Raw genomic sequence first — 17,162 nt, forward strand, 5'->3', positions numbered from 1 at the left:
ACCACCGAAAGATCGGGCGGCGGTCCGGCATCGAAGTTCGGCAATTCGCCCAGGCGGGCGTGGAAAAATTGGGCGAGCCCGAGCTTCTCCTGTTGCGCCGCGCGGAAGGCGGCGATCCCGCCCATCTGCAGCGGCAGCCACAGCCGCATCCCGCGGAAATGACGGGTCAGCTCGGGCGACAAATCGGCCGGCGAAGGACCCACTTCGCTATCGCCGAGCGGCGTGATGTATTCGGCGCTGGCGGTGAAGGCATGCAGCAGATGGTTGCCGTCGCGGACCAGCGCCGCGCCGGTGCCATAGGGCAAGAACAAGGTCTTGTGCGGATCGAGCGCGACGCTGTCGGCCCGTTCGATTCCGCGCAATTTCGACCGTCCCTCATCGCACAGCGCGAACAGGCCGCCATAGGCGCCGTCAATATGGAGCCAGACGCCATGCCTTGCGCAAACATCGGCGATTTCATCGAGCGGGTCGATCAAGCCCTGGTCGATCGTCCCAGCGGAGGCGACGACCAGCCAGGGAGGCACCCCCTCGGCGAGGTCGTGCTCGATAGCCTCTTCGAGCGCTGCCGGTGACATCCGGCCCTGGTTGTCGATGGAGATCGACCGCTTCGGCGCGCGTGACCGTCCGGCGATGTGCAGCGCCTTGTCGACACAGTGGTGGACGAAGCGGGTCATGTAAATCGCCCCACCGCCATCCGGGTCGCGCGCCTCGCGGGCGGCGATGATCGCCGTCAGATTGGCCATGCTGCCGCCCGACGTCAGCGTGCCCGCGCTGGTTTCGGGAAAGCCAATCACCTTGGCCATCCAGGCGCAGCAGGCATTTTCGATCCGGACCGCGCCGGGGCTGGCGGAGGCGAAGCCTGAATATTTGTTCGATACAGCGGCGAGTAAGTCACCGAAGGCGGCAAACGGCACGGCTCCACCGGGGATGTAGGCCATGAAGCGAGGGCTGGTGGTCGCGAAGCCGGGCGCGTCCACGCACTCGCGGACATAATCGAGGACCGACGCAGGATCCCGGCTATCCTCGGTAAACTCGGGGTCAAGCCGCTGCTTGAAAACCTCCGACCACGGGCGATTGCTGGCAGCGGCCTCGATCTGGTCCCAATAAGCCAGCGCATGGTCGAGCACTTCGCCGCCAAGCCGCCGCCGCTCGTCGGCGTCGGGTTCCAGCGGCCGCATCGCCGCTTTCAGCGCTTCGAGCTCCCCCCTGCTAATATTCATCCCGCCATCAGCTTCGCCGCCAGCGGCGCATGATAGGTGAGGACGCCAGTCGCGCCGGCCCGCTTGAACGCGAGCAATGTCTCAAGCACCAGCGCCTCGCGCTCACCCGCGCCGGCAGCCGCCGCGGCCTCGATCATCGCATACTCGCCCGACACCTGGTAGGCGAAGGTCGGCACGCCGAAAGCATCCTTCACCCGCGCCAGCACGTCGAGATAGGGCAGCCCCGGCTTCACCATCACCATGTCGGCGCCTTCGGCCAGGTCGAGCGCCACTTCGCGCAGCGCTTCGGCGCCATTGGCCGGATCCATCTGGTAGCCGCGCTTGTCGCCCTTCAGCAGGCCGCGCGAACCGACCGCGTCGCGGAACGGGCCGTAGAAGGCCGAGGCATATTTGGCGGCATAGGCCATGATCGCGACATCGATCAGCCCGGTTTTTTCGAGGCCGGCGCGGATCGCCCCGACCCGCCCGTCCATCATGTCCGACGGAGCGACGATGTCGGCCCCGGCCATCGCCTGGACCAGCGCCTGCTGGACCAGGATCGCGCTGGTTTCGTCGTTCAGCACCCGCCCCTTGTCGTCGACCACGCCGTCATGGCCGTGGGCGGTGTAAGGATCGAGCGCGACGTCGGTCAGCACGCCAACTTCGGGCACCGCATCCTTGATCGCCTTGATCGCCCGGCAGATGAGGTTGTCGGGGTTGAGCGCCTCGCGCGCATCGTCGGTGCGCAAGGCCGGCGGCGTGTTGGGGAATAGCGCGACGCACGGAATGCCGATGTCGCGAGCTTCGCGCACCTTTTCCGCCAGCCGGTCGACCGACCAGCGGCTGACGCCCGGCAGCGTCGCAATCGGTTCTTCCTGGCCAGAGCCTTCGCAAATGAACAAGGGCCAGATGAGGTCCGACGGGTGCAGCCGGTGCTCGGCCAGCATGTCGCGGATCCACGGCGCGCTGCGCCCGCGGCGCATGCGCATCGCGGGGAAGGATGGTGTTACCATGTCACGCGCTCTAGCGCGGCCTTACACGGAAGGCCAAGCCTCAAGCGGCCAGTGCCCCGCCAATCGCCCGTGCCCGCAAATGCAGCACATCGTCGAGCAGCGCCGCCGCGGTCACTTCGGCGCCCGCGCCCGGTCCCTGTATCACCAGCGGCTGCGTCCGGTAGCGGTCTGACCAGATCGCGACTCGATTGTCGGTCCCGCCACCACCATGGAGGGGATCGCTAGGGCAAAGCACCTCCAGCCCGACCCGCGCTTTCCCTTGTTCCAGCCGAGCGACGAAGCGCAGGCTGCAGCCTTGCGCCTGCGCGGCGGCGAGCTTGCCGGCTAGGAGCCGGTCGAGCAGCGGCAGGCTGGCATCGACCTTGTGCGCCGGAAGCTGCGCCAATTCCGGCGGCACCAGCGAACCGACCTCGACCTGGTCGCTTTCGATGGCAAAGCCGGCGGCACGGGCCAGGATCAGGATCTTGCGCCGCACATCTTCGCCCGACAGGTCATCGCGCGGATCGGGTTCGGTGTAACCCGCGTCGCGAGCCCGTCGCACCAGTTCGGAGAACGGCCCGCTGCCGTCGAAATGGTGGAACAGCCAGGCCAGAGACCCCGACATCACGCCGGCGATGGCGTGGATATGATCGCCGCCCGCGCGCAGTTCGCGGATAGAGCGGAGCAGCGGCAGGCCGGCGCCGACCGTGGCCCGGTCGCCGAAACCGGCGCTGCTCTCAGCGCAAGCCTGGTTGATTGCGCGCCACTGGTCGAGCGAGGTTCCGGCCGCCAGCTTGCATGCCGTCGCGACGTGGACCCCGGCGGCGAGGCAAGCCGCGTGGCGCGCTGACGTCCCGGCATCGGCGGTGGCGTCGATCAGGATGCGGATGCCCTCCGTCCCAAGCGCGGCCGGGGCGTCGTCATGGTGGCCGTGGCGGTCGTTTCGAGGCGCGTCGGGCAGCAGGCCCGCACAGGATAGCGGGTCCAGGCCGTCCGGGTCGTGCAAGGCCAGCCTGGTGTTGGCGGCATAGACCAGGCGAAGCCGATCACCCAGGGGAGAGCCTCGCCATTCGGATAGGCGGCCTAGCACCGCGAGGCCGACCGTGCCGCTGCCGAGCAGGGCGATTTTCGCAATCGGGGCGCTCATCGACAGGCTTCCTTGCGCTTGGCGGCAACGGCCGCGCGATCGAGCGCTGCATTGATGTCGGCGGCCAGGTCATCGAGCTGTTCGATCCCGACCGACAGGCGAATGAGGCCGGGGCCGATGCCAGCCCGTGCCCGCGCCTCCTCGCTCATCGCAGCGTGGGTCATGGTCGCGGGATGGGCGGCCAGGCTTTCCACCCCACCTAGTGATTCCGCCAGTGAGAAGCAGGTGAGGCCTTCAACAAAGGCGCGAACCGCCGCCTCACCGCCTTCGAGGTCGAACGACAGCGTCGCGCCGAATCCGTCCTGCTGCCGTGCGGCAATGGCGCGGCCGGGGTGGTCGGCGAGGCCGGGGAAATGGACGTTCGCCACCGCCGGATGACCGGCGAGCAGCTCGGCCAGCGCCGCGCAACTTTCCTGCTGGATGCGGAGGCGCGCATCGAGCGTTCGCAGGCCGCGCAGGGTCAGGTAGCTGTCGAACGGCGAGCCGGTCAGGCCCAGCGCATTGGCCCACCATGCCAGCTGTTCGTGGATTGTCGGATCCCGCGCGACCGCCGCGCCGCCGACCACATCGCTATGGCCGTTGATATATTTGGTGGTCGAATGGACCACGATGTCGGCGCCGTGCTCGATCGGCCGCTGCAATGCCGGCGAGAGGAAAGTATTGTCGGCGACGACCAGCGCTCCGACGGCGCGAGCCGCCCCGGCGACCGCCACGATATCGGTGATACGAAGAAGCGGGTTAGACGGGGTCTCGATCCACACCAAGGTCGGCTTTTGCGCCAGCGCAGCGGCGAGCGCCGCGGCGTCGGTGAAGTCGCACGTATCGAGCTCGAATGCGCCCTTGGCGGCGAGCGCGTTGAACAGTCGCCAGCTGCCGCCGTAACAATCGTGCGGGACCAGCAGCCGGTCACCCGGCGCGAGTAGCGCGTGGAGCACCACGGTGATCGCGCCCATGCCGGTGGCGGTAACAATGCCGCCCGCCCCGCCTTCGAGCGAGGCCAGCGCCTCGCCCAGCTGGTCACGCGTCGGGTTGCCGCTGCGGGTATAGTCGTAGCGGCGCTTCCCGCCGAAGCCGTCAAAGCTGAAATTGGCCGACAGGAACAGCGGCGGCGCGACCGCGCCGTGCGCGGTGTCGCTGTCGATCCCGGCGCGGACCGCGCGGGTGGCAAGGGCGAGGGTCATTGGGAAATCTCCAGTGATTCTAGGAATGAGGTGATGATCGCGGTGACCTGGCCTTCCTCCTTGAGGAAGGCGTCGTGGCCGAAGCGCGAGCGGATGAGGTGGAATCCGGCACCCGGAATGGCGCGGGCGAGGGCTTCAATGTCGTGCGCCGGCACCAGCGCATCCTGGTCGACCGCGGCCAGCGTCAGCGGGACGTTGATATCGCCGGGGTCAATGCGGTGCAGGTCGATCGATTCCGACAGGCGGCGATAGGCGGTCGCGCTCATCCGCGTGCAGTGGCGCATCCCCTGGTAATCGAGATAATCCTCGGCCGCGGCGCGAACCCGACCGCGCTCGACGCTGGGCACCGCGGCGAAGCGATCGGCAAATTCCTGCGGCGTGCGATAGGTAAGGATCGCCATCGCCCTGGCCAGGGCAACGCCGGCCTTCGGATTGCCTTGCCGTTCGCCAAGCGTGATCGCCTGGCGCTGCAGAGCGCGACAGGCGCTGGCGAAGGGATGAGCGGAGCCAGAAGCGCTGATTGCCAGCAGGGCGCCAAGGCGATCGGGATGGCGCGCCGCCAAATGCATCCCGACCATCGCGCCATAGGAAGCACCAATGAAGGCGGCGGTAAGCGGCTCACCTAGTTCATCAAGCAGCCAGGCGATCGCATCGGCCTGGTCGGATGGGTCAATCGGCAGGTCGATGGCGCCATCGGCGCCGATCCAGTCGAAGGCGAGGATGCGATAGCGGTTCAGCGTGTCGGCCTGAGCCTGCCACCAGCCGGCTTCCGGAAATTGATCCGATGCCAGGACATGCCGGCCGGCGGAGATGCCGCCCGCAACCAGCAGCAGCGGGGCGCCGGCCGGCCCAACCAATTCGTACCGCACCTTGGCGCCAGCCATCCCGCCATGCCGCAGCGGGAAGATATGGCGCGGTTCGCCACGGACAGCAGTCGCTGCCCTGGCAGAAATTCTACATCGATCGAACTGGTTCATCGTCCGCCCCGTCAAGTTCCTACCAACGAGGCTTGCGGGGTGACAGACAGCATCGGGCCTCACCCCGTGGGGTGAGCCTCAACCATCTGCCGGTGGACACACAGGTCCCCGCAGGACTTGGCACCTTTGGAGCCGCTTTCGCTTGCTCCCGGTTGCCCCGACGTCTTCGGGCCTGTCCCTCAGTCGGTCTCGATGGATGGCTGCCAAATGACGGGGATTGGGCGGGGAGTCAATTGGGGGCCCATCTCTCCGGCGAAAGCCGGGAAACAACTACCCCAGCCGCGCCAGCGCCGCCGAGAGCCGCTCCGCCTCTGCTGCTCGGGCGTCATGGTCGGCGCGGGCCTTTTCGACCGCCTCCGGCTTGGCGCGCTCGGTGAAGGCTGGATTGTTCAGGCGCGCGGCAAGGCTGTCGCGGTCTTTCTCGGCCGCTTCCATAGCCTTCGACAGGCGGCCCCTTTCAGCGTCGAGGTCGATAATCCCCGCGAGCGGAATGAAGCCTTCAAAGTCTTGAGCCGACACGAAAAGCGAGCCCTTCTGGACCTCCTCAACATACTTTGCTGCCAGTTCGTCCCAATGGGCCTTGGTGAAATCGTTCGTCCCTTCCAAAGGGCCAAACCCGCCATATTCAACGCGGGCTAATCGCTTCAAATTCGACCTGTTATTGATGACGCGTTCCAATGCGATTCCCCGGCTTCCGCCGCCGAGCCGGAGCGGTAAAATCGCACCAGGAGGAACATTCAGCTCAGTCCGACCCGATCGAATTGCCGTCACAAGTTCGATTAGCCATTCGATCTCCTGCTTCGCTTCGAGGTGAACCTGCGCATCTGGCTCCGGCCATTTGGCGACGATCAAATCGTAAGGCCGCTCGCCCATCGAATGCCATAGCTCTTCGGTGACGAACGGCATGAAGGGGTGGAGCATGACCAATATCTGGTCGAACGCCCAGGCGGCGACGGCGCGCGTCTCGTCGTCGCCACCACCCTCGCCCTGGCGAGCGGTGGCCCCCGACAATTCGCCCTTCACCAGCTCGACATACCAGTCGCAGAAGGTGCCCCAGGTGAAATGGTAGATGGCGTCGGCCATGTCGTCGAAGCGCAGCTCGGCGAAGGCCTTGTCGAGCTTGGCCAGAGTCTCGACCACCTCGCCGATGATCCAGCGGTTGACCGGCAGGCTCGCTTCCGGCGCCGCAATGCTCTGCGAAGCGCCGATACCATTGCCCTGCAGGAAGCGCGCGGCGTTCCACAGCTTGGTGGCGAAGTTGCGGTAGCCCTCGACGCGCTTTTCATCGAGCTTGATGTCGCGGCCCTGGCTTTCCATCGCCGCCAGCGTGAAGCGCAGCGCGTCGGCGCCATATTGGTCGATCAAGCCGAGCGGATCGACCGTATTGCCCTTCGACTTGGACATTTTCTGGCCTTTGGCGTCGCGCACCAGGCCGTGGAGGTAGAGCGTCTTCCACGGACGCTCCTTCATGAACTCGAAGCCCTGCATCGCCATGCGGGCATCCCAGAAGAAGATGATGTCGAAGCCCGAAATGAGCACATCGTTGGGGAAGTGCCGCTCAAGGTCGTGGGTCTGCTCGGGCCAGCCGAGCGTGGCGAACGGCCACAGCGCCGAGCTGAACCAAGTGTCGAGGACGTCCGGGTCTTGCCAAAGAGGGTAGCCATCTCCGCGCATCCACAGTTCCAACGCTTTATTCTCGTTCTCGGCGAACGGCGTTGCATCTTCCTGTCCCGGTCGCGCTGTCAGGCCAATTTCCCTGACGTATGCGAGGGCGTGCTCGCGGACGTCCGCTTCGGACTCGGCGACGAAGGCCTTGATTCCGACTTGCTTCAAACCTGAACTACCGTCGTCGGCTTGAAACGCCTCCAGGTCATATCCGTACCAGGCCGGAATACGATGACCCCACCACAGCTGGCGCGACACGCACCAGGGCTGGATATTCTCGAGCCAGTTGAACCAGGTCTTCTTCCACGTCTCGGGCACGACCGCGATGTCGCCCGAGCGCACTGCCTCGATCGCCGGCTTGGCCAGCGTCTCGGCATCGACATACCATTGGTCGGTCAGCATCGGCTCGATCACCAGCCCCGACCGGTCGCCGAACGGCTGCATGATCAGCTTGTCCTCGACCTTGATCATCAACCCTTCGGAATCAATGTCGGCCACCACCGCCTTGCGGGCATCGTAGCGATCAAGGCCGCGATAGGCCTCGGGGACCAGGTTGAGGGCGTCGATTTCCTCAGGCGTAGCCGATGCACCGCGCGCGATCGCTACCGCGCGGGTCGAGGATTCCTCATAGGACGGCCCGTCGCTACGCATATGCGCGGTGCCGTCCATCAGCCGGTACATGGGGATGCCGTTGCGCTGCGCCACGCCATAGTCGTTGAGGTCGTGTGCGCCGGTGATCTTGACCGCGCCTGACCCGAAATCGGGGTCGGGATAATCGTCGAGAATGATCGGGATCAGGCGGCGATGTTCCTTGGGCCCGACCGGGATTTCGCAAAGCTTGCCGACGATCGGCCGATAGCGTTCGTCGCCCGGATGAACCGCGACCGCGCCGTCGCCGAGCATCGTCTCGGGCCGCGTCGTGGCGATCGAGATATAGTCGCGCTCTTCCTGGAGAACGACGTTGCCGTCCTCGTCCTTCTCGACATAGGTGTAGGTCTGACCGTCGGCGAGCGGATATTTGAAGTGCCACATGTGGCCCTGGACTTCGCGGTTCTCGACCTCGAGATCGCTGATCGCGGTCTGGAATTTGGGGTCCCAATTGACCAGCCGCTTGGCGCGATAGAGCAGCTTGCGGTTGTAGAGCTCGACGAACACCTTGATGACGGCTTTCGTAAAGCCTTCGTCCATGGTGAAGCGCTCGTTGGCCCAATCGCACGAGGCGCCCAAGCGACGGAGCTGGCGGGTGATCTGCCCGCCCGACTGCGCCTTCCACTCCCACACATGGTCGATGAACGCCTCGCGGCCCATGTCGGCACGCTTCAGGCCCTGGCTGTCGAGGTTGCGCTCGACCACCATCTGCGTCGCGATGCCGGCATGATCCATTCCGACTACCCACAGGCTGTCCTTGCCTTGCATCCGCGCGTGGCGGACGAGGATGTCCTGCAATGTATTGTCGAGCGCATGGCCGATGTGCAGCGAGCCGGTGACGTTGGGCGGCGGCATGACGATGGTGAAGGGCTCGGCGGTCGGCCGCCCCGGGCGGAACAACCCCTGCCCTTCCCAATGTTCATACCAGCGGGCCTCGATCGGGCCCGGTTCAAACGTCTTGGCAAGCTCGGTCATATGGGCCGCGACTAACGACCCAATTGCCGCACCGCAACAATCACTTGCCGAGATAGGTCCCTAGCCAGCCGAGCACCTCGTAGTACCAGCGGATCGAGTTTTTGGGCTTTAGCACCCAATGGTTCTCGTCCGGGTTGACCAGCAGTTTCGACGGAATGCCCTTGCGCTGGAGCGCGGTGAAGCTGGCGATGCCCTGCGTATAGGGAATGCGGTAATCCTTCTTCCCGGTGATCACCAGCATCGGCGTCTTCCATTGGGCGACATGGTTGACCGGGTTCCAGCGCTCGAACGCGGCGGGATCCTCATAATAGGCCTTGCCGCCATGCTCCCACTCGTCGAACCACAGTTCCTCGGTTTCGTAGGCCATCGCCCGGGCGTCGAACACGCCGTCATGCTGGACCAGGCATTTGAACCGGTCGGGCCACTGGCCGGCGATCCAGTTTATCATATAGCCGCCATAGCTGGCGCCGAGGGCGCAGGCATTGTCGGCGTCAAGCTGCGGGTCATTGGCAGTGGCGAAGGCGAGGCCCTTCTGCAGATCCTCAAGCGGCCAGCCGCCCCAATTGTTGCGGATTGCGTCGGTGAAGGCCTGGCCGTAGCCGGTCGAACCATGGAAATCGATGCTGACCACGCCATAGCCGGGGCCGGCGAAGGCCCGCGGGTTCCAGCGGTATGACCAACTGTTGCTGAAACTGCCCTGCGGCCCGCCATGGACGACGAAAGCGATCGGCAGCTTGCCCGCGGCCGCTGTCGGTTTCAGCGTGAAGCCCCAGACGGTGTCATTGTTGGCGCCGGTGAAGCTGAACTTCTTGAAGGTGACCGGATCCAGCTCGGCCAGCCGGTCATGGTTGACGTCGGTCAGCCGGGCCACCTTGCCCTTGGCGTCGACCCGGTAAAGGTCATCGGGCGCCATGATGCTGTTCGACGTGTAGAGCGCGCCGCCGCCGGCCAGCGGCACGACATTGCCGGCATGGCCGTCGCCGGTCAGCCTGGTGACCTTGCCGGTCGCGGCGTCGACCCGCCACACCGGCTGTTCGAGCGTGTCCTCGGCGGTAACCAGGATTGACTTGCCGTCCTTGGACCAGGCGATCGAGCCGACCGAGCGGTCCCAATTCTGGGTCAGGGCGCGGACCTGGCCAGTGGCGAGGTCGCGGACCTTCAGCACCTGGCGGTCGGCTTCGTAACCGGCGCGGGCCATCGAGAAATAGGCGAGGCTGCGGCCGTCGGGCGATAGGGTCGGCAAATTGTCGGTCCCGCCATTGTCGGCGGTGAGGTTGGCCGGCGCGACCGACCCGTCGGCGGCAGCGGCGAAAATGTCGAGGTTGGTCGAGAGGGCTTCGATCCGCCCGGCTTCGCGCAACGCGAAATAGACGGTCTTGCCGTCGGCCGAAATATCGACCTCCTCGCCCCCGCCGAACGGCTTGGACGGCGTGTCGCCGACCAGCGTGCCGGTCACCGGCACGCCGGCGCCGGTCACCTGGCCATTGGCAATCGGGAAGGAGAAAATGCGGCTGCGGACGCCCGGTTCGGCCCAGGTATCCCAATGGCGGATGAAGAGCTGGTCATATTCGCGGGTCGAGCCGCCCTGGTCGACCTTCTTGACGTTTTCGCAGGCGAAATCGGCGCATTTGAGGTCGCGATCGGCCCAGACGATCAGCCGGCTGCCGTCATTGCTGACCTTGAAGCCGGAGACATCGCCCTTGAGGTTCGACAGCTGTGCCGGCTGGCCGCCGACCGCCATGCGGAACAGCTGGTCCTGCCCGCTTACGGGAGCGAGGTACCAGATGGCGCCGTCGGTCCCGAACACCGCGTCGTGCGCGCCGGTGGTCACCCCGGCGAGCGGTTGCGGCGCGGCGCCCTTGGCCTTCAAATCGAGGATGTGGACGATATTATTGCGCTTGTTGGCGGCCAGGTCGGTCGTCGATAGCGTGAAAACCGCATAACGGCCGTCGGGCGAGACGCTCGGAGCGCCGAGGCGGCGCATCGACTGCATGTCGGTCGCGGTCATCGGCCGGGCGGCGGCGGGCGTGGCGGAAAGGGCGGCGGCCGCGACGCTGGCGGCAAGGGCGATGCGCTTGATCATGGCGCGCACGCGTAACGGGGAGTGCTTAGTGATTCAATAAGCTAGGGTTTGGTTCCCCACCCTTGTCGAACCGGCGGGCGCGCTAGTCGAAACTAGACCGGCCGCCCGGTAATCCGGTGGATCTCGCGTTTCACATGTTCGTCGACGATCGCCGGCAGATGCTCGTCGAGCCATTGCTTCAGGATCGGCCGCAGCATTTCGCGGATCATTTCCTCGAGCGGATTATATTGCGGCGGCGGCGGCGCGGTGGCGGCGACGCTGGCCAGCGCTTCGAGCCGCTGGCGGCTTTCGTCGGCAGCATCGGATTCCAACAACGGCGGGCCGAGGTCGACCGGTGGCGGGGCTTCCATGCTTTCGTCGAGTTCGAGGACGTCCTCGCTCGGCTCCTCGACATCCGACGCGCTCACCGCGCGAATTTCCTTCTCTTCCGCGATCACGCGTTTGATCGAGGCGAGGATATCTTCCATCGAGGGCTCACGAGCAGCGGCCATGGCGCCCCTATTACTTATTGGGAAGCGGGAGTCACGCCCTGAGGCTGTTCCTGCGGGGTGACCGTGCTCGTCGCGACTGGGTTATGGCGCGGGTCATTCGACCAGTCGTTCCAGTCGCCGGCGACCCGGCGATAGTTGCCGAGGGGGTCGTATAGCGGTCCGCCGTCGAGCCCGAGATCGTCCGCTTCGGCCTGGCCCATGGCGTTGAGCAATTGGAATCCGGCGACATAGGCGTCGCGGCGCGCGGTCACGAGCAGCACCTGCGAATTGAGCAATTCCTGCTCGGCGTCGAGCACATCGAGGATCGTGCGGGTACCGACGCTATTTTCGGCGCGAACGCCCTCCAGCGCCAGTTCGTTGGCCTTGACCGCCACTTCGTTGGACTGGATCCCGTCCAGCGCCGACTTGTATTGGGCAAAGGCCGATCGGGTCTGGGCGACGACCGATCGTTCGGACGCGATCCGCGCCTCCAGTGCCTGGCCTTCCAGCGCCTGCGACTGGCGGATGCGGGCGCCCGGCAGGCCGCCCTGGTAGAACGGAATGCGGCCCTGGACGCCAACGCTGGTCGCCGTCCCCGAACGGTCGATGCCGCCGGTGTTGCCGCTGGTCGTGCTGGCATAATCGAACGAGCCGATCGCCGAGACCGTCGGCAGGCGCGTGCCGCGCACCGCATTCACGTCATGGCCCGCTGCCTCGGCCTGTTTGGACGCGGCAATCAGGTCGGGATTGTTGGCCAGCGCAATTCGAACCGCCTCGTCCGGAGTCGCCGGGAAGGGCGGCAACGGCGGCGGCGGCTGCAGCTGGGCCGGGTTCTTGCCGATCACCCGGCGATAATTCTCCTCGGCGGTAACCTGGGCGCCCTGGGCCGCGAGCAGGCGCGAGCGCGCCAGCGACAGCCGCGCTTCGGACTGGGCGACATCGGTGCGGGTGACATCGCCGATCTCGAACCGGTCCTTGGTGGCTTGCAGGTTCGTTTCGAGTACCTTGACATTGTTGCCATTGAGCTCGCTCGTCGCCCGGGCGCGGATCACGTCCATGTAGGCCGACACCGCCTCGGTGAAGACATCGCCTTCGACCGCGCGGAGGTTGGCCCGGCCTGCCTCGACCCGGCTTTTTGCCGCCTCGATACCGTTTCTGACGGTTCCACCCTGGAACAGGGGCATGTTCACATCGATGCCACCGACTACGAACGGGCCCTTGCTGAGGCCGGTATCGAACCGTCCGCTGCGGCCCAGGTCGCGGGTTACGCCGATCGTGCCGGTCACGGTCGGGCGGCCGCCGGAGCGGGCGATTGCCACGCCGGCGTCGGTCGCCTTGAGCGACTCTCTCTGACCGGTCAGCGTCGGATTGGCCTGGTAGGTCGACACCAGCGCCTCGCGCAGCGTGTCGGCCGAGGCCGTACTCGCCGCCAGGGCAGCAACCAGCGAAGCAATTAGGAAATGACGGGTCACTGGGCTTGCTCTCCGTGGAGTCAGAAGGTGAAGGCCGGTGGCCGCTCGAAACCGGGAAGCTTGTCGACTTCCGCGTCGGCAATAGTGCGCAGGCCGAGCACGCCGCCCGAAGCCAGGCCGATCACCAGCCGCGACACACCGCGCTCGATGATCGCACCGGCCAGCCGTCCGCCATCATTCAGCTGCTTCGCAAGCGCGGCGGGCAATAACTCGACCGCGCCGTCCAACAGGATGATGTCATAGGGGGCGCCCTTGGCGTGACCCGGGGCCAGCTCGCCGGAAATAGTCTCGATGCCGGCCTCGGTGGCCGCATCGGCCAGCTGCTTGTCGGATTCGAGCGCAACCACATTCAGTCCGATCGAAAGCAGCAGTGCGGCGGAATAGCCGGTGCCCGATCCAATGATCAGCGCCTTCTCGCCTGCCCTTGGCGCCAGCTCGGAGAGCAGCTTGCCCAGCGCTGCCGGCGGCATCATCGCCCGGCCCGGCGCAATCTTCAGCGGACGATCGAAATAGGCCAGCGCCCGCGCCGCTTCCGGCACGTAGCGCTCGCGCTCGACCGAGGCCATCGCCGCCACGACGGCGCGGTCGGTTACGCCTTCGGGGCGGAGCTGACTGTCGACCATTGCCCGACGGGCCAGGCTGAAATCCTGCATGGAATCCTCGTTCGTCACGAACTGTCATATGCCACTAATACAGTGGCGCTTCAAGGGCTCCATATCTTGTGAAGGCGCGCACGCCAAGCAACAGGGCTACCGTTTGTCGAAAGGTTATTGGTTTCGGTCGGTTGACAAGCGGCGGGGCCAACCGCCAAAGGCCTGACCCGCGAGGCCCGATGGCGGAGTGGTTACGCAGAGGACTGCAAATCCTTGCACGCCGGTTCGATTCCGGCTCGGGCCTCCACGCACATTTTGGGGCTTAAGTCTCTGGTTTTATTCGATAAAATATGGCGCAGTTCCGCGGGAATTGCAAATCAAATCCGTCCGCGGAGACGCGGGCTGCGGCTCCTGAATCGGTCAATTTAACCCCTTAGTCTCTGGAGCCCAATTCCGGTGCACGGTTTCGTGCTCGGCCGACCGCGTCGCCGGCGCGCTGCTAAATTATGCGTTCGAGACGATTGAACTCAGGTTGCCGGACGGTTTCCCGCGCCAATGCTTGCTGGCTGCTCCACAAATCGACTTCTCGGTGGACGGCAGCCGTCCAGCGGACGCGATGCTCGATATAACCGTGATAGCCGGCGAGAGAGTCGCCCATCTGTCTCACCGCTCCCAGTGTCGATCGGCTTCGTTCGGCCTCCGGCAGCGCCAAGATCTCGAATGCCGTCACCGATTCAGCGCAGCATTCGATGCGCGCCTCCATCTCGGCGAGAAAATCGAGAATGCTAGGATCGGCGGACAATATCTCCTCACTACTAGCGGCGATCGCCTCGGCCATGAAAATGAACTGGCCGCTGAATGTCCAAAATGCGTGCCAGACGAGCCGGCCGGGCCGTAGTTGTTGCTTCCACGGCGAGTAGGCCAGCGATCCTAATCGAGCGACGATCCCACCGCGCTCCCGATTGTAGAGCGCCTGATGCAGCGCCTCATGCGCTAGCAGTGAGGCAAGCCGATAGCGGCTCGAAATTGGCCAGGGCGCGGCTACCAAGATCGTGTACGGACACTGCGGAGAAGACGCAGTCAAATATTCGCCAGCGTGCGCGCTCTGTCCGACGCGTATTGCCCGGATGGCACTGCACCGCTTTCCGTCAACGTTGCGGATCATCAGCGGGAACCGGGCCGCGCACCATCGGTAACAATCGAGCATCTGCGTTTCGACGGCCGCCTGATTCTCGGCCGATATGTCGGTAGCTTCAAGCGCCTTGAGACCTTCGCCGAGTTCGAATTTTACGAAAGGAGGGCCATCCCTATCCAGCTCGCACTCATAACCGAGCGCGCTCTCTAACGCGTCCCAGGTCAGCCGGAATGCCGGTCGGAACTGTATCATGACCGCGGTAGCAAGCCGCAACAATCCTCGACTTGAATTTCCTCGGAAAACACGTCCTCATCGCGGGCCACGTCGGGATGGGCGTGCGATGCGGGTTTCACTTGCTCGAGGTCTAGTGGGTCGGCGCTGTCGTCGAACCAGATTCGACCACCCTTGGCGCAAAGATCAATATGGATGTCGCAGGCGTAACCGGCCGCGTCGTTGGTCTGGTTGTGCTGACCAAAGCCGAGATGGATGCCCGGCACGCGCTCATTAAGATGGGAATTCTCCGAAACCGCTGTTCGTACAGCCTTGTTCGTGCCGAAACCGAGCTCTCCGACGCGGCGCGCGTTGTCGCGCTTGAGGCAATCGTCGAGGAACGAGCTCATACCGGCGTTTTCGCATGAGAAAGATTGAAGTCGTCCGTCTCGGATCTGGACCGTGACCGGACATTCTCGAAGGCGCACATCTCCATCATAGCGAGTGTTCACATTAAGTGCGAAGTCCGCGACCAGCGTGCCTGAGATCTCATCCGGGAAGGTCGCAACCTCGCCAGCAGGAATGATCACGAATTGTCGTGGCTGCGCGAAGCCACGATTGCTCACGTAATGGAATTTTTGGTTTTTTAGCGAGACCCTTAAGTCTGTGCCCGCATCGGTGCGGATCTGGAGTCGACTTGACGTCCGCAGCCTCGCAAGTAGCGTCGCATTCAGGGCGGACAGTTCCTCAGGACTGAGCGCAAGCCCAGTGGCGAACAGATCGGAGCCGGCATTGATCGCGCGGATCACGCGATAGCTGTCCGCAGCGAAACTCGCAAAGTGAGCGCGTATGTCGCCGTGATGGGACATCGTGTCGCGCTCGAATGTGAGCAGAATCACCTTGCCTCGTCTATCCGGAATGAGTGGCGCCGCCGCGGCGAGCCGCGCACGAAAGCCGGAATCTCGAAGCGGTCGCAGCGGTACGAAAGTCACGGGGAGATGGCGCTGCTCGCACGCTAGGCCGACCCAAGCCGCCGGACCGCGGGAGTCCGGGGAATACGCGATCACGATACTGTCGTCGACTTGGACGTCAGCATAATCACTCAAGAGCCGATCTATTCCGAGCCAGACCTCCTCCTTTGGAAACTGGGCGGCCTCAACTTCCTTAGCGGAGCTGTCGAGCGCCTGAGCCAGGACCGACGCCATCGTCTATTTCCCTCGCGCCTTGCCGGCGACGGGCTCGACTTGCAATGGCAGGCTGGCCGCCGATGTTCGGTAGGCGACGAACCAAGCCATTTCTCCGGGATTGAGCTTGAACTCGACTTCCGCCGGATTCCAGTCCTGCGTGATCCGTTTCTCACTGTCCTCGAGTTCGCGGACTAGATCCTTGAGGCGCGAGAATGTGGATATACCCAGCTCGCGGAGCGCAAGCTTGTTGCTTTCGTCAGCCACTGCGCTGTCTCCTTAATTGACGCCGCTACTTCTTCATCATGGAGAGGGCGTTCGCGATCACGTCAACGCCTATGCTTGCTGCGGCCGTCTTGTAGGCCACGTACCAGGCCATCTCGCCAGGATTGAGCTTGAACTCGATCTCGGCCGAGCCGAGATCGGCGCCTACCCTTTTCTCATTGTCCTCGAGTTCCCGGACGAGCTCCTTCAGCCGCACGAAGCTGGAAACGTTAAGGGCTCTGCGGGCGCTGAGCGTTTCACTGTCGCTCATCATAATATCTCCTACTGAGTCGGGAGACCCTATGGACCGCAGAAATCACCAGACAATCACCGGCGCAACACCGGGGCATCAATCGTCTCGGTCTCACCGAAATTTACTGTTGCCGAGCGTTGCCTCGAGCGATGCCGGCGCCCTCAACGCGCTCTGGCAAGACTGTGCCGATGCTGTCTCCAGGTCGCTCTCGCAGTTGATCAGAAATGCCGCTGAAGGATTTTCCCGAATCTTTCTGTAAAGGTCCGTCGTCTCAGCCATCGGCTCGACGTTGAGCTCCCGCGCGAGGATCGCCTGACAATGCTCGAATTGCCTGAGGGCGAGAGCCCGGTTTCCAGACCTTGTCCGAGCCACCATCAATAACCGGTGCGCGTCCTCGCGCAGTGGTTCGGCATGGCAAAGCCGTTGCGCGACCCGCGCCGCTGCCGTCCAGTCGCCGGCACTGGAATGACTCATCGCGAGCGTGAACAAACCGTCGAGGAACAGGGTCCTCAGGCGCTCGCGCTCAATCAGCGTCCAGGGCACGTCGATGCTTATTGCGAAATCGCCCGCGTAAGAGTCGAGCACGCGTTTGAGCCAGAGTCTTTTTTGCGGATCGATCAGGCCCGCCTGCCCAGCGTCCAAGGATTGCATTCGGCGGTCGAAAGCGATGACGTCGATCCACACGTTGGACGAAGGGCGCAGGCCAATTCGATC

Annotated in this window: 15 protein-coding genes, 1 tRNA gene and 1 riboswitch; of the genes, 1 reads left to right on the top strand and 15 read right to left on the bottom strand. The window is 64.6% G+C overall.

Translation table 11 applies throughout. From position 1 onward, the window contains the following. The 10 genes from Q0C64_RS09995 to Q0C64_RS10040 form a co-directional block, all read right to left on the bottom strand. Positions 1 to 1,220, bottom strand: a 1,220-nt coding sequence (locus tag Q0C64_RS09995; protein WP_294123346.1) for an aminotransferase class V-fold PLP-dependent enzyme, incomplete at its 3' end; no start/stop codon positions are given. Continuing rightward, positions 1,217 to 2,212, bottom strand: coding sequence for a porphobilinogen synthase (gene hemB, locus Q0C64_RS10000; RefSeq protein WP_294123348.1), 996 nt, complete (start codon positions 2,210 to 2,212; stop codon positions 1,217 to 1,219). The genes Q0C64_RS09995 and hemB, both read right to left, overlap by 4 nt. A 40-nt stretch (positions 2,213 to 2,252) precedes the next feature. Further along, positions 2,253 to 3,338, bottom strand: a complete 1,086-nt coding sequence (locus tag Q0C64_RS10005) for a hypothetical protein (protein ID WP_294123350.1) — start codon at positions 3,336 to 3,338, stop codon at positions 2,253 to 2,255. Continuing rightward, positions 3,335 to 4,519 (bottom strand): cystathionine gamma-synthase, encoded by a 1,185-nt coding sequence (gene metB, locus Q0C64_RS10010; protein WP_294123352.1) that lies wholly within the window; start codon positions 4,517 to 4,519, stop codon positions 3,335 to 3,337. The genes Q0C64_RS10005 and metB overlap by 4 nt, the downstream gene beginning before the upstream one ends. After that, complete coding sequence (locus tag Q0C64_RS10015; protein WP_294123354.1) at positions 4,516 to 5,496, bottom strand: homoserine O-succinyltransferase; 981 nt, start codon at positions 5,494 to 5,496, stop codon at positions 4,516 to 4,518. Before Q0C64_RS10015 ends, metB begins: the two co-directional genes overlap by 4 nt. Positions 5,497 to 5,575: 79 nt before the next feature. Next, positions 5,576 to 5,695, bottom strand: a riboswitch (SAM riboswitch). Between the two features lie 71 nt (positions 5,696 to 5,766). Next, positions 5,767 to 8,784 carry a valine--tRNA ligase gene (locus tag Q0C64_RS10020; RefSeq protein WP_294123356.1) on the bottom strand — a complete coding sequence of 1,006 codons (3,018 nt, stop codon included), beginning with the start codon at positions 8,782 to 8,784 and terminating at the stop codon, positions 5,767 to 5,769. A 40-nt stretch (positions 8,785 to 8,824) separates the two neighbouring features. Continuing rightward, entirely contained in the window at positions 8,825 to 10,867 is a 2,043-nt protein-coding gene (locus tag Q0C64_RS10025) for a S9 family peptidase (protein WP_294123358.1), read from the bottom strand. Between the two features lie 92 nt (positions 10,868 to 10,959). Then, positions 10,960 to 11,358, bottom strand: a complete 399-nt coding sequence (locus Q0C64_RS10030; protein WP_294123359.1) for a DUF2497 domain-containing protein — start codon at positions 11,356 to 11,358, stop codon at positions 10,960 to 10,962. A gap of 14 nt (positions 11,359 to 11,372) precedes the next feature. Continuing rightward, the gene (locus Q0C64_RS10035; protein WP_294123361.1) at positions 11,373 to 12,809 is read right to left on the bottom strand and encodes a TolC family outer membrane protein; all 1,437 of its coding nucleotides are present in this window, start codon (positions 12,807 to 12,809) and stop codon (positions 11,373 to 11,375) included. 20 nt (positions 12,810 to 12,829) lie between these two features. After that, on the bottom strand, positions 12,830 to 13,480 hold the full coding sequence (locus Q0C64_RS10040) for a protein-L-isoaspartate O-methyltransferase (RefSeq protein WP_366004642.1): 651 nt from the start codon (positions 13,478 to 13,480) through the stop codon (positions 12,830 to 12,832). 155 nt (positions 13,481 to 13,635) lie between these two features. Between Q0C64_RS10040 and Q0C64_RS10045 the strand changes: the two genes are divergently transcribed. Beyond that, positions 13,636 to 13,709, top strand: a tRNA-Cys gene (locus Q0C64_RS10045). 192 nt (positions 13,710 to 13,901) lie between these two features. Here the strand turns inward: Q0C64_RS10045 and Q0C64_RS10050 are convergent. From Q0C64_RS10050 to Q0C64_RS10070, 5 genes are all read right to left on the bottom strand, one after another. After that, positions 13,902 to 14,789 (bottom strand): hypothetical protein, encoded by an 888-nt coding sequence (locus Q0C64_RS10050; protein ID WP_294123363.1) that lies wholly within the window; start codon positions 14,787 to 14,789, stop codon positions 13,902 to 13,904. Next, entirely contained in the window at positions 14,786 to 15,952 is a 1,167-nt protein-coding gene (locus Q0C64_RS10055; RefSeq protein WP_294123365.1) for an aminopeptidase, read from the bottom strand. The genes Q0C64_RS10050 and Q0C64_RS10055 overlap by 4 nt, the downstream gene beginning before the upstream one ends. Before the next feature lie 3 nt (positions 15,953 to 15,955). Beyond that, complete coding sequence (locus Q0C64_RS10060) at positions 15,956 to 16,198, bottom strand: hypothetical protein (RefSeq protein ID WP_294123367.1); 243 nt, start codon at positions 16,196 to 16,198, stop codon at positions 15,956 to 15,958. A 25-nt stretch (positions 16,199 to 16,223) separates the two neighbouring features. Next, the gene (locus tag Q0C64_RS10065; protein ID WP_294123369.1) at positions 16,224 to 16,466 is read right to left on the bottom strand and encodes a hypothetical protein; all 243 of its coding nucleotides are present in this window, start codon (positions 16,464 to 16,466) and stop codon (positions 16,224 to 16,226) included. A 93-nt stretch (positions 16,467 to 16,559) separates the two neighbouring features. Further along, positions 16,560 to 17,162 (bottom strand): bacterial transcriptional activator domain-containing protein (locus Q0C64_RS10070; protein WP_294123371.1); only part of this gene is annotated, 603 nt, incomplete at its 5' end.

Source organism: Sphingomonas sp. (assembly GCF_023266535.1).
Lineage (GTDB): Bacteria > Pseudomonadota > Alphaproteobacteria > Sphingomonadales > Sphingomonadaceae > Sphingomicrobium.

Bases quoted from the DNA above. Each gene is read 5' to 3' on its own strand.
- Q0C64_RS10015 (WP_294123354.1), bottom strand. From the start codon at position 5,496: ATGAACCAGTTCGATCGATGTAGAATTTCTGCCAGGGCAGCGACTGCT.
- Q0C64_RS10030 (WP_294123359.1), bottom strand. From the start codon at position 11,358: ATGGCCGCTGCTCGTGAGCCCTCGATGGAAGATATCCTCGCCTCGATC.
- metB (WP_294123352.1), bottom strand. From the start codon at position 4,519: ATGACCCTCGCCCTTGCCACCCGCGCGGTCCGCGCCGGGATCGACAGC.
- Q0C64_RS10020 (WP_294123356.1), bottom strand. From the start codon at position 8,784: ATGACCGAGCTTGCCAAGACGTTTGAACCGGGCCCGATCGAGGCCCGC.
- hemB (WP_294123348.1), bottom strand. From the start codon at position 2,212: ATGGTAACACCATCCTTCCCCGCGATGCGCATGCGCCGCGGGCGCAGC.
- Q0C64_RS10050 (WP_294123363.1), bottom strand. From the start codon at position 14,789: ATGATACAGTTCCGACCGGCATTCCGGCTGACCTGGGACGCGTTAGAG.
- Q0C64_RS10005 (WP_294123350.1), bottom strand. From the start codon at position 3,338: ATGAGCGCCCCGATTGCGAAAATCGCCCTGCTCGGCAGCGGCACGGTC.
- Q0C64_RS10055 (WP_294123365.1), bottom strand. From the start codon at position 15,952: ATGGCGTCGGTCCTGGCTCAGGCGCTCGACAGCTCCGCTAAGGAAGTT.
- Q0C64_RS10025 (WP_294123358.1), bottom strand. From the start codon at position 10,867: ATGATCAAGCGCATCGCCCTTGCCGCCAGCGTCGCGGCCGCCGCCCTT.
- Q0C64_RS10065 (WP_294123369.1), bottom strand. From the start codon at position 16,466: ATGAGCGACAGTGAAACGCTCAGCGCCCGCAGAGCCCTTAACGTTTCC.